The organism is Aminobacter niigataensis, from assembly GCF_014200015.1.
In the GTDB taxonomy this organism is placed as follows: domain Bacteria; phylum Pseudomonadota; class Alphaproteobacteria; order Rhizobiales; family Rhizobiaceae; genus Aminobacter; species Aminobacter niigataensis.
This window is the reverse complement of record NZ_JACHOT010000001.1, coordinates 742572-756747: the sequence shown is the minus strand read 5'-3', so window position 1 is coordinate 756747 and position 14176 is coordinate 742572. Positions and strand designations below refer to the sequence as shown.

General features: G+C 62.3%; 15 protein-coding genes and 1 tRNA gene. 8 read left to right on the top strand and 8 right to left on the bottom strand.

Annotation, left to right across the window (positions count from 1 at the left end; translation table 11 throughout):
* Window positions 1-3 precede the first annotated feature (3 nt).
* The gene (locus GGQ99_RS03805) at window positions 4-423 is read right to left on the bottom strand and encodes a GFA family protein (protein ID WP_183260775.1); all 420 of its coding nucleotides are present in this window, start codon (window positions 421-423) and stop codon (window positions 4-6) included.
* Between the two features lie 322 nt (window positions 424-745).
* On the opposite strand from GGQ99_RS03805, the gene GGQ99_RS03800 reads away from it, so the two are divergent.
* The 3 genes from GGQ99_RS03800 (at window position 746) to GGQ99_RS03790 (ending at window position 2995) form a co-directional block, all read left to right on the top strand.
* Entirely contained in the window at window positions 746-1816 is a 1071-nt protein-coding gene (locus GGQ99_RS03800) for a GGDEF domain-containing protein (protein ID WP_183260772.1), read from the top strand.
* Between the two features lie 68 nt (window positions 1817-1884).
* Entirely contained in the window at window positions 1885-2265 is a 381-nt protein-coding gene (locus tag GGQ99_RS03795) for an MbcA/ParS/Xre antitoxin family protein (protein ID WP_246389401.1), read from the top strand.
* The gene (locus tag GGQ99_RS03790; RefSeq protein WP_108607921.1) at window positions 2225-2995 is read left to right on the top strand and encodes an RES family NAD+ phosphorylase; all 771 of its coding nucleotides are present in this window, start codon (window positions 2225-2227) and stop codon (window positions 2993-2995) included. The genes GGQ99_RS03795 and GGQ99_RS03790 overlap by 41 nt, the downstream gene beginning before the upstream one ends.
* A 54-nt stretch (window positions 2996-3049) precedes the next feature.
* Here GGQ99_RS03790 and GGQ99_RS03785 read toward each other — a convergent pair whose 3' ends face one another.
* The 4 genes from GGQ99_RS03785 to rpiA form a co-directional block, all read right to left on the bottom strand.
* The gene (locus tag GGQ99_RS03785) at window positions 3050-4423 is read right to left on the bottom strand and encodes a class II 3-deoxy-7-phosphoheptulonate synthase (RefSeq protein WP_183260769.1); all 1374 of its coding nucleotides are present in this window, start codon (window positions 4421-4423) and stop codon (window positions 3050-3052) included.
* Between the two features lie 153 nt (window positions 4424-4576).
* Window positions 4577-5971: a glutathione-disulfide reductase gene (gor, locus tag GGQ99_RS03780; protein WP_108607919.1), complete on the bottom strand. Its 1395-nt coding sequence runs from the start codon at window positions 5969-5971 to the stop codon at window positions 4577-4579.
* Between the two features lie 193 nt (window positions 5972-6164).
* A complete protein-coding gene (locus GGQ99_RS03775) occupies window positions 6165-6716 on the bottom strand; it encodes a DUF2059 domain-containing protein (protein WP_183260767.1) in 552 nt (183 codons plus the stop codon).
* A gap of 18 nt (window positions 6717-6734) precedes the next feature.
* A complete protein-coding gene (gene rpiA, locus GGQ99_RS03770) occupies window positions 6735-7433 on the bottom strand; it encodes a ribose-5-phosphate isomerase RpiA (protein ID WP_108607917.1) in 699 nt (232 codons plus the stop codon).
* A 144-nt stretch (window positions 7434-7577) separates the two neighbouring features.
* On the opposite strand from rpiA, the gene GGQ99_RS03765 reads away from it, so the two are divergent.
* From GGQ99_RS03765 to GGQ99_RS03755, 3 genes are all read left to right on the top strand, one after another.
* Entirely contained in the window at window positions 7578-8264 is a 687-nt protein-coding gene (locus tag GGQ99_RS03765; protein WP_183260765.1) for a phosphoglycolate phosphatase, read from the top strand.
* A 67-nt stretch (window positions 8265-8331) separates the two neighbouring features.
* A tRNA-Val gene (locus GGQ99_RS03760) sits at window positions 8332-8406 on the top strand.
* Between the two features lie 194 nt (window positions 8407-8600).
* Window positions 8601-9236, top strand: coding sequence for a class I SAM-dependent methyltransferase (locus GGQ99_RS03755; protein WP_183260763.1), 636 nt, complete (start codon window positions 8601-8603; stop codon window positions 9234-9236).
* 15 nt (window positions 9237-9251) lie between these two features.
* Here GGQ99_RS03755 and GGQ99_RS03750 read toward each other — a convergent pair whose 3' ends face one another.
* A complete protein-coding gene (locus GGQ99_RS03750; RefSeq protein WP_183260760.1) occupies window positions 9252-11120 on the bottom strand; it encodes a L,D-transpeptidase family protein in 1869 nt (622 codons plus the stop codon).
* Between the two features lie 256 nt (window positions 11121-11376).
* Here GGQ99_RS03750 and GGQ99_RS03745 point away from each other — a divergent pair, with 256 nt between their 5' ends.
* A complete protein-coding gene (locus GGQ99_RS03745) occupies window positions 11377-11772 on the top strand; it encodes a rhodanese-like domain-containing protein (protein ID WP_108607913.1) in 396 nt (131 codons plus the stop codon).
* 10 nt (window positions 11773-11782) lie between these two features.
* Here GGQ99_RS03745 and GGQ99_RS03740 read toward each other — a convergent pair whose 3' ends face one another.
* Window positions 11783-12715, bottom strand: a complete 933-nt coding sequence (locus GGQ99_RS03740; protein ID WP_183260758.1) for an alpha/beta fold hydrolase — start codon at window positions 12713-12715, stop codon at window positions 11783-11785.
* A 47-nt stretch (window positions 12716-12762) separates the two neighbouring features.
* Between GGQ99_RS03740 and GGQ99_RS03735 the strand changes: the two genes are divergently transcribed.
* Window positions 12763-13212 (top strand): MarR family winged helix-turn-helix transcriptional regulator, encoded by a 450-nt coding sequence (locus GGQ99_RS03735; protein ID WP_108607911.1) that lies wholly within the window; start codon window positions 12763-12765, stop codon window positions 13210-13212.
* A gap of 5 nt (window positions 13213-13217) precedes the next feature.
* Here GGQ99_RS03735 and GGQ99_RS03730 read toward each other — a convergent pair whose 3' ends face one another.
* Entirely contained in the window at window positions 13218-14102 is an 885-nt protein-coding gene (locus GGQ99_RS03730) for a protein-methionine-sulfoxide reductase heme-binding subunit MsrQ (RefSeq protein WP_183260756.1), read from the bottom strand.
* Window positions 14103-14176 lie beyond the last annotated feature (74 nt).

Here is a 14176-nt window from a genome sequence, read left to right as displayed (position 1 = left end):
TGTTCAATCAGCTGCGACCGCAACCTCCGGAGATGATCGCTCATATCGGGGCAAGCCATCATTGATCTCGTAATAGCCGGCCTTCTGGCCGACGAAGATGTGGCAGGAACCGACAAGCCCGTCGGCGGCGTCGAACAAGCCCGCCATGATCGAGATGTCCGGCTCGCTATGCGCCTTCCAGAACAGCAGCGACCCGCAACGGCTACAGAAGCCGCGCCGGGCGAAATCCGAGGCCGCATACCAGGTGATGTGCTCGCTGCCCTGTACCTCCAGTTCACCATCGGCAACGCTGGTCGCTGCATAAAAATGCCCGCTCTGCTTCCGGCATTGGCTGCAATGGCAATAGACCACGCCGCGCAGCAGGCCCGTCGTAGTAAACCGCACGGCCCCGCACAGGCATGACCCTTTGTTCGACTTGTCCATTTCCTGCTCCTCCATAGCCACATCCAGATTGTTCCTGAACAAGAGGCGATGCGTGAGAGTTTGCGACATCGAACATGCTGCCGAGGTCTTGGCGGTATCGCCAGCAGGAAAATACACCCTGTGGTAGAAAAATGAACGCGACATCGCTGCAAATTAAGGAAACCTTAGCCAGCCTAAATTAGAGGTCGATAGAAGTGATGAGCGCAGAGGGGACCTGCGTCGTTGCAAGCACTCTCATCTCGCCGCTCGCCCCCCGACCGGTCGCCCGCCAGCGCTTTGCCGGCATGGAAGCGACCGTTTGGCCAACTGAAACGGGACATACATGCATTCTGCAGCCGCCCCGACAGACCGAGGCAATGATATTGCGAGCAGTGTCGTGGCGACGATGGCCCAGATGGGAGTCATCGGCCTGCCGCGCAACTACGAGATATTCTATGAAGCGCTGACCGGCACCAACCCGGCGCTCAGCCTCGAAGTCATCGCACTCGGCAATCGTCCGACCCAGGACCAATTGGACCTCATCGGCCGGAAGTTCTTCGCCCAGAATCATGGCCAGGGCATCGTCGAACACGCACGCGATATTCTGGCGCGTGAGCTTGAAGGCGTCGCCAGCCTGCTCCGGAACGAGCGAAGCCATCTGGAACGCTACGGCAAGGTGCTCGACGAAACGTCCAGCGGGTTGAACAGCCGCACGGCGATGTCGCAGGAACTGCTGCAGAAGATCGTCGGCGTCATGTCCGTCGCCACCGCCTCGACCATAGATCACGGCAAGCAGGTGGCGAGCACGCTCGGCGACAAGTCGAGCGAACTCGAGAGCGTCAAGTCGAAGCTCGAAGAGTACAAGAAGCTCGCGGACACCGACCCTCTTACCCATATCTGGAATCGCCGCGCCTTCGACCGAAGGATCGCCAGGATCTACAACGACAACAAGGGCATCCTGTTCAGTGCCCTGATCCTCGCCGACATCGATCGTTTCAAGGACATCAATGACCGGCACGGCCATCCCGTCGGCGACAAGATCCTGCGGATCATCGCCGACATCTTCCAGTCGAGCGTCCATCGCGACATGTTCGTTGCCCGCACCGGCGGCGAGGAGTTCGCGCTGATCGTCGAGGGCACCACCGAGGAAGCCACCTTCGAGATCGCCGATCGGGTTCGCCTGCTGGTTGCGCAGACGCAACTCAAGGAAATCCAGCCCGGCGTCAACTGCGGCCAGGTGACGGTTTCAATGGGCGTTTGCATGGCCTCTGATGCCGAAAGCGCGGAAGACCTCTACGCCAAGGCAGACCGCGCGCTCTACCGTTCCAAGCTGATCGGCCGCAATCGCGTCACCCGTTATTCGACGATCGCCGAGCGCCAGGGCAAGAACTGGATGCTGTACAAGAAGGATTGATCGCCTCGGCAAAGGCCTTTCCATATGAATTTTGATGGACTATATTTTCCAGAGAAATGGAAAGACCAATGCTAAGCCATCAAAATCCGGCGCCATCGGCCACACAAGGCACCGTCATCACCAAGGCGACGTTGCGCGCCGCCGACATGCTGGGCATCACCGCCAAGGCCCTCTCCGCCGTCATCGGCGTCTCAGAGGCCACGGTTTCAAGGATGCGCAAGCAGGAATTCGCCCTGGAAGCCGGTAGCAAGCCGTTCGAACTCGCCGTCCTGTTCGTCCGCCTGTTCCGCTCGCTCGACGCCATAGTCGGTGGCGACGAGTCGGTCGCTCGGGCCTGGCTACGCAACGACAACACGGCGCTCGGCGCCACGCCAAGCGAGAAGATCGCAACCATATCCGGGCTCGTCGATGTCATTGCCTACCTGGACGCCCGCCGCGCTCTCGTCTGAGGCGCGTGCGCTCGAAGGCCGCTGCTGGCGGCTGGTCGAGGCCCAGCATCGCGTCTCCACCTTGAAGCTCGTCGACGACCTCGACGAGCAGGCACTGCTCGAGGAACTCGTCGAGGCGACCAAGCCGATCGTGCCGGTCGAATGCCGCAAGCTGCACTATCTGCTGGCAACGCCGTTTCGCTACGGCTCGAACTATCCCACCGGATCGCGCTTCCGCCGCGCCGGCAAGTCGCTCGGTGTCTACTACGCCGCCGAGAAGGTGCAGACTGCCGTCGCCGAAATGGCTTTCTATCGCCTGCTGTTCTTTTCGGAATCGCCCGACACGCCCTGGCCCAGCGACGCGGCCGAGTACACCGCCTTCTCGGCGAGCATCAAAGCCGCCGGCGTGACCGACCTCACCTTGCCGCCACTGCTAAGTGATGCGCCTGCCTGGACGCATCCGACCGACTATGCCGCTTGCCAGCAACTGGCCGACGCCGCGCGCGAGGCCGGCATCGAGGCCATCCGCTATCGCTCGGTGCGTGATCCCCAAGGTGGCGCCAACCTCGCCTTGCTCACCTGTCGCACATTTTCCAAACCGGCCCCCGTCGAGCGGCAGACATGGCGCATCCGCTTGGGGCCGTCGGGCGTCCAGGCAATCTGCGAATTCCCGGAGCGGCGCATCGGTTTTGATCGCGAAAGCTTCGCTGGCGATCCGCGTCTCAAGGACATGCGCTGGGTCCGCAAATGAAAAAGGCGCCGGTCGAAACCGGCGCCTTCTTGATCGATTGAACGCGTCTACGGATCAGGCGTTGACGGCCTTTTTCTCCGGGGTCGGCGCGCTCTTCCTGAGCTGTTCCGAAACCAGGAAGGCGAGTTCGATCGCCTGGTCGGCGTTGAGGCGCGGATCGCAATGAGTGTGGTAGCGATCCTGCAGTTCGTCTGCCGTGATGGCGCGCGCGCCACCCGTGCATTCGGTGACGTTCTTGCCGGTCATCTCGACATGGATACCGCCTGGGTGCGTGCCCTCGGAGCAGTGGATGTCGAAGAAGCTCTGCACTTCGCTGAGGATGCGGTCGAACGGGCGCGTCTTGTAGCCGGCAGCCGTGATCGTGTTGCCATGCATCGGATCGCACGACCAGACGACCTTGCGGCCTTCTTTCTCGACGGCGCGGATCAGTTTCGGCAGGTGATCGCCGACCTTGTCGTTGCCGAAGCGAGCGATCAGCGTCAGGCGGCCGGCCTCGTTGTCCGGGTTCAATTGGTCGATCAGCTTGAGCAGGTTGTCCGGGGTGATCGACGGGCCGCACTTGAGACCGAGCGGGTTCTTCACCCCACGGCAGTACTCGACATGGGCGTGGTCGACCTGGCGGGTGCGGTCTCCGATCCACAGCATGTGGCCCGATGTTGCGTACCAGTCGCCCGAGGTCGAGTCGACGCGCGTCAGCGCCTGCTCGAAGCCAAGCAGAAGGGCTTCATGGCTGGTGTAGAAGTCGGTCTCGCGCAGCGCGTAGTTGGTCTCCGAGGTGATGCCGACGGCCTTCATGAAGTCCATCGTCTCGGTGATGCGGTTGGCCAGCGCCTCGTAACGCTCGCCCTGCGGGCTGTTGGAGACGAAGCCGAGCATCCACTGGTGCACGTTCTCAAGGCTGGCGTAGCCGCCCTGAGCGAAGGCGCGCAGAAGGTTAAGCGTCGCCGCCGACTGGCGGTAAGCCATCTCCTGGCGTGCCGGATCGGGCACGCGTGACTTCTCGTCGAAGCCCGGGCCGTTGATGATGTCGCCGCGATAGCTCGGCAGCGTCACGTCGCCCTTGGTCTCGTTGTCGGACGAACGCGGCTTGGCGAACTGGCCGGCAATACGGCCGACCTTCACCACCGGCTGCGCGCCGGCGAAGGTCAGCACGACCGACATCTGCAGGAAGACGCGGAAGAAGTCGCGGATGTTGTCCGCCCCATGTTCGACGAAGCTTTCGGCGCAATCGCCGCCCTGAAGCAGGAAGGCTTGGCCATTGGCGACGGCGGCGAGCTGCTTTTTCAGCTTTCGCGCTTCACCTGCAAAAACCAAGGGGGGAAAGGTTGCGAGACGAGCTTCCGTTTCCGCGAGCGCCGCAGCATCCGGATAAGCCGGGACCTGCTGGATCGGCATGCTTCTCCAGGAATTCGGTGACCATTTCGTCATGTTCGCACCTAAAAAGTTCGCTAACGGGCACCTCACCCGCGCCATAGCCCGCCATTGCGGGAACGCGGCTCTTTACACGATGAGGAGCCGCTATACTACCCCGTATCCGGCGTGAGATCGAACCCAAGGTTGCGTGCCGTCTGGCACGCGCGCTCAACCGTCGATCCGAACACCGTCCTTCACGAGATAGGTAGGCTTGTACATGGTCACAAGCTCTTCCGCCGCAGTCGGATGAACCGCCATCGTGCGGTCGAAATCGTCCTTGGTGAGTCCCGCCTTGAGCGTGATGCCGAGCAGCTGCGCCATCTCGCCGGCATCGGGGCCCAGCACGTGAGCCCCCAGCACCAGACGAGTGTCGCCGTCGACAACCAGCTTCATCAGCATCTTTTCCTGCCTGCCCGACAGCGTATGGCGCATCGGGCGGAAGCTGGTGCGGTAGATCTCGAGGTGCTTGAACCTTTTGGCCGCCTCGTCCTCGGAGAGGCCAACGGTACCGATCTCGGGCTGCGAAAATACAGCCGTGGCCACGCAATCGTGATCGGGCTCGGTCGGGTTGTTCTTGAACGCCGTCTCGACGAAGCACATCGCCTCGTGAATCGCGACCGGCGTCAACTGAACGCGGTTGGTGACGTCGCCAACGGCCCAGATGTTCTGCACATTGGTCCGCGAAAAACGGTCGACGACGATGGCGCCCTGTTTGTCCATCTCGACGCCAGCGGCTTCGAGGCCAAGATTTTCGGTATTGGGCGTGCGGCCGATGGCCAGCATGACCTGATCGACGGTCAGCACCTCGCCGGTGTTGAGACGCGCATCGAGGCGCCCGTCGGCCCGCTTGACGACCTCCTCCGAGACCGCCGGGCAAAGAATGCGGATGCCCTTGGAGACCATCGTGTCGTGCAGTGTGCGCCGGAGATCCATGTCGAAGCGGCTGAGGATTTCCTTGCCGCGATAGACCAGCGTCGTCTCGACGCCGAGGCCATGGAAGATGTTGGCGAATTCGACGGCGATGTATCCGCCGCCCTCGATCATGATCGCCTTGGGCAATTCGGGAAGGTCAAAGACTTCGTTCGAATAGATGCAGTGCTCGTGGCCGGGCAGCGCCGGATGCGCGGCAGCCCGCCCGCCCGTGCCAATCAGGATCTGGTCGGCGGTAACGGTCCGGCCTTCCGCCTCGATCCTGATGGTATGGCTATCTACGAGCACGGCCCGAGAATGAAACGTCTCACCGCCCGAACCTTCGACATTGCGTTTGTAGATCGCCTCGAGCCGCGAAATCTCGCGCTCCTTGTTGGCAACCAGTTTCGACCAGTCGAACTTGGCTTCGCCGACAGTCCAGCCATAGCCGGCCGCATCCTCGAAATGTTCGGGAAACTGCGAGGCGTAGACATAGAGCTTCTTGGGTACGCAGCCGCGGATCACGCAGGTACCGCCGAAGCGGAACTCCTCGGCCAGCGCGACACGTTTGCCAAGTGCCGCCGCAACCCGCGCCGCCCGCACCCCACCGGAGCCACCACCGATGACGAAGAGGTCGTAGTCATACTGAGCCATGATGGTCCTTCCAGCGGTCGGAGCGCGGGTGTCTCCGATGTCGTTTGAGCAGCGTATTCCGGGCGCCGAAACCGTTTTTTCGATTGCCGGCTGAAGCGCTGCGATTTGGTGCGTCACAGGTAGTGGCAGAGGCACCAAAAGAAAAGCCCGGCAACTGCCGGGCTTTTGGATCGTGACCGTTGGTCGCGGAGGATTACTTCTTGGGCGCTTCCGGGGCTGCGCCCTCGGCTGCCGGAGCCTTCGTGCCGGCAACGGCCTTGAGCTTCTCGCCGACCTGCTGGGCGAGATCGCGAGCGATGCCGTTCTGCCAGATATCGGCAGCCTTGACCAATTCGCGCGAAGCGATCGGGCCGCTCTCGATCAGCTTTTTGCCGGCTTCGGAATTGTAGAAGGCAGCGATGTCGTTGAGGTTCTGCTCGGAGAAGGCCTTGGCATAGGCAAGCGCCGATTCCTTTTCGAGATCAGCGCGGCGCGAAGCGAGCGCCAGCGTGTTCTCGTCCACCGTCTGGGTGATCAGTTCCTGCATGTCCGGGTTCTGCTGGATCAGCTGCTGCTTCAGAGCTGCAGCCGCCTGCGGCAGGATCCCGTCGAAGGAATCCGTGGCGTGGATCGCCGCGATGGCGGCATGGGCCGCCTTGAGATGGGATTCGCCGATCTCCTGGGCCTGGGCCGAGGCCGCGATCGCCGCGAATGCCGAAGCCGCCACCATGACGGAGAAGCCGCGAAGCCGGTTTGTCAAAATCATGATGAGTAGAACTCCTGTTTAGCGGGTCGGATGGACGGTCTTGACACCGTCTGTGCCGGCGATGACGGCAACGGTGGCCAAGCCGAGAAAGAGGCCATGCTCCACGACGCCGGGGATGGCGTGCAGGGCATCAGAAAGCGCTCTTGTATCGGGAATGCGGCCAAAAGATGCATCGATAATGAAATGTCCACCGTCGGTTACGAAGGTCTCGCCGCCTGTCTTTCGCAGCACCAGCGGCCCGGAGAGCCCGAGTTTTGCCGCAGCCTTGGCGATGGCGATTTCGGTGGCCTTGAGGCCGAACGGATTGACTTCGATCGGCAGAGGGAAGCGCCCAAGGGCGTCGACCAGCTTGGTCTGGTCGGCGATGACCACCATGCGCGCCGAAGCGGCGGCCACGATCTTCTCGCGCAGCAACGCGCCGCCACCGCCCTTGACCAGCGAAAGCGCCGGGTCGATCTCGTCGGCACCGTCGATGGTGAGGTCGAGTTCAGGCGTTTCGTCGAGCGTCGACAGCGGCACCGACAATTCGCGGCACAGGGCGGCAGTGCGCTCGGAGGTCGGCACGCCGATCACCTTCATGCCGGCTGCAACCTTTTCGGCAAGCAGCCTGACGAACTCTTCGGCCGTCGAACCCGTACCGATGCCGAGGCGCATTCCGCTCTCGACATAGCCCAAGGCGGCGCGTGCCGCCTCGATCTTCAAAGCCTTGGCATCCATGATTTGTTCGCAAAATCCTCGAATTCAGGCTTGGCTCCTAGCATTTTTGCCCGTTGGGTCAAAGGCTTTATGACCCGTGGCTTGCGTCATGCCGGGCCCGGGGCTATCGGCTCTGGCAACGCATAAACCTACGAAAGCGGCGCCATGTCCAAACCGATCATTGTTTTCGACCTCGACGGCACCCTCGTCGACACGGCGCCCGACCTTCTCGACAGCCTGAACCATACGCTTGTTGCCGGCGGCCTGTCCCAGGTCGACGACACCGCCTTCCGGCGCTTTGTCGGCCAGGGCGGACGCGTGATGATCGAGCGCGCCTACACCGCCCAGCGCAAGCAGCAGTTGGCGGCCCTCGAGCACGACCGCCTGCACGACATCTTCCTCGATCACTACACGGTCAACATTCCCGGCCGTTCGCAGCCCTATCCCGGTGTCGTTGCCGCCATGGACCGCTTTGCCGCGGCAGGCTACCTGCTCGCCGTCTGCACCAACAAATACGAGTCCCTCGCCACCAACCTCATCCGGGCGCTGGGCCTGTCGGACCGCTTCGCGGCGATCACCGGGCCCGAGACCTTCGGCATCCGCAAGCCCGACCCGCGGCACCTGACTGAAACCATCGCCAAGGCCGGCGGCGATGTGGCGCGGGCGGTCATGGTCGGCGATTCGGTCACCGACATCGACACCGCCAAGGCAGCCGGCATTCCGGTCGTTGCCGTCGATTTCGGCTATACCGACCGCCACGTCAGCGAATACGAACCCTCGGTGGTCATCTCGCACTATGACGAACTGACGATTGGCATGGCTCAGAAGCTGATAGACGCGGCAAGTCGCTAAAGCCGCCTTGACACCACTCCCGCCCCTCCCCTATATCGCCCGGACGTTCGGCCCTCGGGCCTCGGACGGGCGATTAGCTCAGCGGGAGAGCACACCCTTCACACGGGTGGGGTCATAGGTTCAATCCCTATATCGCCCACCATTCTTCCCAGTAAGTTCAAATGCTTAATGTAGCAGGCCCTGCCCTTCTCGGTACCGGCTGGGGAGACGCAGCAGCGAGCAGCGGCAGTCCTGGAGCAGACGCTCAGCCTGATTTGCCGCCATGCACTTCAAGCCATTGCTTACGAATTCAAACAATGTAGATTATTTTCCCAAGCGTCCTTCTTGGGGCCTACCATGCTCACAGCATTCGATGAATGGAGTGGCGTAGCGAACGGCTCCCAACCCTTTTGGGAGAGCAGAGCTCAGATCATCGCCAAACTTATTCGCGCTACAGACTCTGTACTGGACATCGGCGCAGGAAACAGGAAACTTTCTCGGTTTATTCCAAAAACGTGCGAATATACTCCGGTCGATTGCGTTGCCGACCTTCCCGGAACATTCGTCGTTGATTTTAATCAGGACTTCCAATTGCCAGGCGTCAACTTCGACGTCGTCGTCTGCGCCGGATTTCTCGAATACTTGGACGACGTTCCAGCCTTCTTTCGACAGATGGCGCTGCACGCTCCGGGTCGCCAAATTATATTTACGTACCTTTTTCACGATAGAAAAATGCGGCGCACCGAGATGTGCGTTCACAATGATTTTCCGACATCGCAAGCCATGCTTGGCGCCATTTGCACCTATCTCTCGCACGTCGACGTATTCGCATTCGACCGCGAAACGGCCTATTACAATGCCACCCTGTCGAGCGGCGAAACCATCCCCACCGTCAACCCTGTCCTCATCACGGAACTGCTTGCCATCCCGGAATCTGCTCCGATGAGATTCATTCGCCGCATGAACCGATCGATCAAAAAGCGCTTGCCCTAGATCACCCCCGGAAAATCAGATGCTCGGCGCTCGTGCCGCTTCGGTCCGGCTCATCGCGTCCCTGAGCTTGGCATCGCGGTCGTAGACGTCGCCGAAATATTCGACCTTGCCGTCGAGGTCCGGCCAGGCCGTGAAATAGGCGACATAGACCGGGATCTTGCGCGTCACCTTCTCAAAGGAATGGCCCTGCTTCAGCTTGGCCGCGATATGATCGACGTCGGTGCCGAGCACTGCCGCCGCCATGCCGCGCGGATCCGACAACCTGATGCAGCCGTGGCTGAAGGCGCGGCTGTCACGATCGAACAGCGCCTTTTGCGGCGTGTCGTGCATGTAGATCGCATGCTTGTTGGGGAACAGGATCTTGAGTTCACCAAGCGCATTCGCCTCGCTCGGCGCCTGGCGCACGCTGAACGGCACCTTGGCGCCATACTGACCCCAGTCGATCGCCGACGATGGAATGCGCTTGCCGCGCGAATCGGTGACCTCGTAGCCGGCACGGTCGAGATAGCTCGGATCGTTGCGCAGGCGCGGCAGCATCTCGTTGACGATGATCGACTGCGGCACGCCCCAATAGGGATTGTAGTCGACCTGTTCGATCTCATCCTGGAAGAAACTGGTCTGGTTGGTGGTCTTGCCGATCACCGTCTTCATCTTGAGCTTTTCGACACCGCCGTCGATGTAGCTAGCGGTATAGGCGGGCTGGTTGATGAACACCCGCGGACTGCCGAGGTCTGAAGGCAGCCAGCGCAACTGTTCGAGCGCCACCAGCACCTTGTCCAGCCTGTCGGCCTTGGACGTGCCGGCAAGCGTTGCCACCGTGCGTGGGCCGACCACGCCATCGGGTTTCAGCCCTGCCCGCTTCTGCACGGCTTCGATCACCGGCACCAGCTCAGGCACATAGATCTCGCTCGCGCCCAGCCTTGCCAGCGTCTCGCCATACTCGCCGCCCATCTCGTCGTCGAGGCCGCGTGCGATCAGATGCAGCAGCTTGGGCAATTCCGGGCTCGTCTCGCCCGGCTTCAGCAGCAGCTTGGCGTCGACGACGATGTCGTTTTCCTCGCTCGCGCGAAGTGCTTCCAGTTCGACGCGTAGCGCCTGATATTCCGGGTTCTTCGGGTGATAGCCCTCCAGCAGGGCGCGCGCGTCCTGCGACTGGCTCAGGCTCTTCAGCACGCCGACCATGTCGAGCGGCTTGGCCGCGAAATCGTAGTAGCCGGAGATGCGGTTCGGGTCGATGCGGCCGCCCTGCGCGTCGTGAACGTAGCGCAGCGCGCGCGCCGACATCGCCATCTCGAATCGGATCAGCGTCTTCAGCCGACCGGCGGTGTCATCAGTTGCGAAGGCAGCTTGCGGCACAGCGACGGAATAATCCGCCGGCATCAGCCCGTGGCCTGCCGCATCGCTCAAGCTGCGGATGGCGTCTTCGGCACGGCTGTTGGCTACCTGGCCGGTGACCCAGATGAAATCGGGATTGGCCGAATAGTAGTCGAGCAGCGCCTTGGCGATCTCTTTTTCGGCAACGAGGTTGAAATCACTCAGGCCGGCAAGCGCCTCGCGAAACGCGGTGCCGGCGAGCGAGGGCTCCAGCGACACCGACTGCGTGGTCGGCACCAGCTTGGAGAAGTCGACCGGCACCATCTGGTCGGTCTTGTAGGTGTAATAGGAGGGCGCGCTGATCTTTGCCGGCGCAGCCCGCTTCGGCGGCGTCTTGCGCGGTGGTGGCGGGAATTCGCCCTGCGGCTGCCTGTAGTTACGGTTGTTGCCGCCGCCAAACAGAATGTCGAAGAAATTCTGCGCACCGGCCTGCGGCGCACCCATGGCGAGCGTCGCTGCCAAGGCCGCAAGAGGAAGAGAGATCGGCTTTTTCAGGAAAGAAAGCGTCATTAATTACCCATCCCCTGCCGGAATCGCCCTGCGCACCGATGGAAGATTTCTTGTCACCCCATGTCGGATGTAAGGCGCTCCTGCATCGATTCATACCGATAACGTTAAGCTTTCATAAATTTCCCGGCAGCTGTTGCCGAACAGTTTCACATCATCGTGAGGCAGTCGGGCGGCTGGCACAATCCGATGCCAATGACAGGCGGCCCGTCTTCATGCGAGAACTTCGCACTCCAAGACAAGTTGACGTGAGGTCAAGGTGAAGAAGGGTTATCGCGAACTGCTCGACGAAGCCAACGCGGTGGTCGAGGTGGTCTCGCCCGAAGAGGCGGCGACCTTGCTCGACGACCCGGACACCGTCTTCGTCGACCTTCGCGACCCCCGCGAGGTGCAGCGCGAAGGCCGGATACCGGGTGCCCAGCACTGCCCGCGCGGCATGCTCGAATTCTGGATCGACCCTGAGAGCCCGTACCACAAGGCGTTCTTCTCAAGCGGCAAGAGCTTCGTGTTCTTCTGCGCAGGCGGCTGGCGTTCGGCGCTCGCGGCCAAGACGGCGCAGGAGATGGGACTGGAGCCAGTGCGGCATATCCTCGGCGGCTTCACCGCCTGGCGCGATGCCGGCCTGCCAACCGAACCGGGCGAGAAGAAGGGCTGATCGCGATCAACTACGCAGCGCTCTCGTGGCGTTCCAGTACCGTTTCGAGCACCAGCGAGTTCCTGACAAAGCCGACGCCCTCGTCCACGACGCGGGCGTCGGAAAGGATGCGCCGATGGCCGAGGCCTTCGGCCCAGAACAGCCTGACATGGCGTCCGGCACCTGCCATCGCGCGTGCGTCCTTGGCCGAGACCTCCCTGTCGTCGGGGGCATGGATGATCAGCGTCGGAATGCTCAGGCGCATCAGCAGCCTCGAACTGACGAACTGATGGATCGGGGTTCCGGTCACGCGTTCGACCTGGCCTGCGATGGCGTGCTGCGTGCGGGCACCGAGATTGACGTAGCGCCCGAAATCCTCGAACAGCCGGGGCATCGAATCGGGCGCGGCAATGAGCACCAGCCGGTTGGTTGAAAGCGGCGCAAATCCCTTGACCGTTCCCGCAGCGGCATTGACCGCAACAGCACCACCGAAGGAATGGCCGACGATCGCCTCGAACGGCCCGAACCACTGGCCGGCCAACGTGGCCGCCTCGACCGCCTTTGCCATGTCGAGCGCGCGACCAAGCGAGCCGCCATGGCCTGGCAGGTCGAGCGAGACCACCCGATAGCCGGCACTGAGGTAACCTTCGATCAGCGCCCGCATGTATTCGGTGCGCGAACGCCAGCCATGGATGACCAGCACCGTTCCGGCCTGTGCTCGTCCCTGGGCCGGGCGGAATTCATGGATGGCGACACACCCTTTCCGCGTCATGATTCGGTGATGGCGCGCCTCGGCCATGAAGTCGGCGGCCCGGGCGATGGCCCGCTTTTCGGCCTCCGACAGCGACTTTTCGCCTGGCGTGCGCCGGAAAAGCTCGAATGCGGCGCGGCCGGCAAGCCGTGGCGAAACGAACTCGGCAGCCCCAAACAGCCGCCGGATGACCTTCAGCCCGATTGATGCCATAGTGCGCGCCCATCCATAAGTTCAATCATGAACATAATAGTTCAATCATGAACAATAAGCAAGATTTGCCGTGGGACAACCCACGGTTCCGCAACTGGGTCGCGGTGGCGAAGGCGTGCCATTCGATGGAGCGCGCCCTGGCGACCGCTTTGCAGCCCCACGACCTCAAGCCGGCGCAGCTGGATGTGCTGATGAACCTCTACCGGCATCCGGGCATGTCGCAGCACGATCTCGCGCGCAAACTGCTGGTCGGTCGTTCCAACATCACCATGCTGCTGCCGCAGCTTGAGAAGCGCTCGCTGGTCAGCCGCGAGGCCGACGCCAAGGACAGGCGCATCATGCGGCTGACGCTGACGGCGGATGGCGAAGCCCTGCTGATGCGGGCGCTGAAGGCTTATGGCGCGCTGATCGAAAAGGCGATGAGCGCCTCGACGCCCGAGCAATGCGATCTCATCGGCGCGCACATGCTGCGTGTCGCCGATGCCCTGAAGGACTAGAGGGTTCAGGCACCGGCCCGGGCTACCCGCCTGCCTCGCGGCGCATCGGCCTTTCCCATCGACCTGACATAGCCGAGCACGGCGACGCCGAGTCCGGTCGCCAGGATCCACCACGCCGGCCGGATCGAATAGGAAAACTGCAGGTTGGCCGCAAGCACGCGGCCGGGCGGCACGCCGGTCGCCAGCCCATACCATGCGGCCTCGACGACGACGGTCGCCAGCGCCGCCGCAATCGCAATTGCAATCAGCACCCATGGCGATGTCAGGCTGAGGCCGCGCCACTGCGCCAGCCGGTAGACCATCAGCAGCATGAAGAAGCCGGCCATCAGGGTCGGCTCGTAGACGTCGGCCTTCGACTGCATGAAGAAATGCAGCGCCGCCAGAATGCCGATGCCGTAGACGATCTTGTGCAGGCGGTTCCAGTTGCTCCCCAGTTTCTTGATCGCAGCATCGGTCGAGGTCGCACCGAGTGCAACAAGGCCAAGCAGCGCTACAAAGCCGATCGTCAGGTAGATGCGCAGCGCGATTTCGCTGACAACGCGCGCAACGTTCCAGTTCTGGTCGAAGAAATACAGAACGAGGTGGCCGAGCGCGTAGCACAGCGCCGCAATGCCGAGCATGCGGCGAATGAGGATGAGCTTCGGCCATTGGCCGATGCGCCGCAGCGGCGTGACCGCCAGCGACAGGAGCAGGAAGCGGATCGCCCAGTCGCCGGTGTGGTGGATGGCGGCCGTGAAGGGTCGCGGGCCAAGCAGGCCTCCCGTTGGAGCAGCCGACGGAAACCCTGTCGCGGCGTAATAGGCCAGAAGCAGCGCCGGCACGAGCGTGCCGACGAAGGCCGCAGCCTTCAGTGGCGACAATTTTCCGGCGCGGTCGGTCCAAGGCTTCATGCGAAAATGGCTCCAGCAGCTTTGCCGGGTATACGTCGCGAAAGCCGCAAAAGTTACCTTAGCACGATCACGTT

Bases quoted from the DNA above. Each gene is read 5' to 3' on its own strand.
- GGQ99_RS03795 (WP_246389401.1), top strand. From the start codon at position 1,885: ATGCTAAGCCATCAAAATCCGGCGCCATCGGCCACACAAGGCACCGTC.
- GGQ99_RS03775 (WP_183260767.1), bottom strand. From the start codon at position 6,716: ATGATTTTGACAAACCGGCTTCGCGGCTTCTCCGTCATGGTGGCGGCT.
- GGQ99_RS03755 (WP_183260763.1), top strand. From the start codon at position 8,601: ATGCTCACAGCATTCGATGAATGGAGTGGCGTAGCGAACGGCTCCCAA.
- rpiA (WP_108607917.1), bottom strand. From the start codon at position 7,433: ATGGATGCCAAGGCTTTGAAGATCGAGGCGGCACGCGCCGCCTTGGGC.
- GGQ99_RS03785 (WP_183260769.1), bottom strand. From the start codon at position 4,423: ATGACGAAATGGTCACCGAATTCCTGGAGAAGCATGCCGATCCAGCAG.
- gor (WP_108607919.1), bottom strand. From the start codon at position 5,971: ATGGCTCAGTATGACTACGACCTCTTCGTCATCGGTGGTGGCTCCGGT.
- GGQ99_RS03805 (WP_183260775.1), bottom strand. From the start codon at position 423: ATGGACAAGTCGAACAAAGGGTCATGCCTGTGCGGGGCCGTGCGGTTT.
- GGQ99_RS03730 (WP_183260756.1), bottom strand. From the start codon at position 14,102: ATGAAGCCTTGGACCGACCGCGCCGGAAAATTGTCGCCACTGAAGGCT.
- GGQ99_RS03750 (WP_183260760.1), bottom strand. From the start codon at position 11,120: ATGACGCTTTCTTTCCTGAAAAAGCCGATCTCTCTTCCTCTTGCGGCC.
- GGQ99_RS03800 (WP_183260772.1), top strand. From the start codon at position 746: ATGCATTCTGCAGCCGCCCCGACAGACCGAGGCAATGATATTGCGAGC.
- GGQ99_RS03735 (WP_108607911.1), top strand. From the start codon at position 12,763: ATGAACAATAAGCAAGATTTGCCGTGGGACAACCCACGGTTCCGCAAC.
- GGQ99_RS03765 (WP_183260765.1), top strand. From the start codon at position 7,578: ATGTCCAAACCGATCATTGTTTTCGACCTCGACGGCACCCTCGTCGAC.
- GGQ99_RS03740 (WP_183260758.1), bottom strand. From the start codon at position 12,715: ATGGCATCAATCGGGCTGAAGGTCATCCGGCGGCTGTTTGGGGCTGCC.
- GGQ99_RS03790 (WP_108607921.1), top strand. From the start codon at position 2,225: ATGTCATTGCCTACCTGGACGCCCGCCGCGCTCTCGTCTGAGGCGCGT.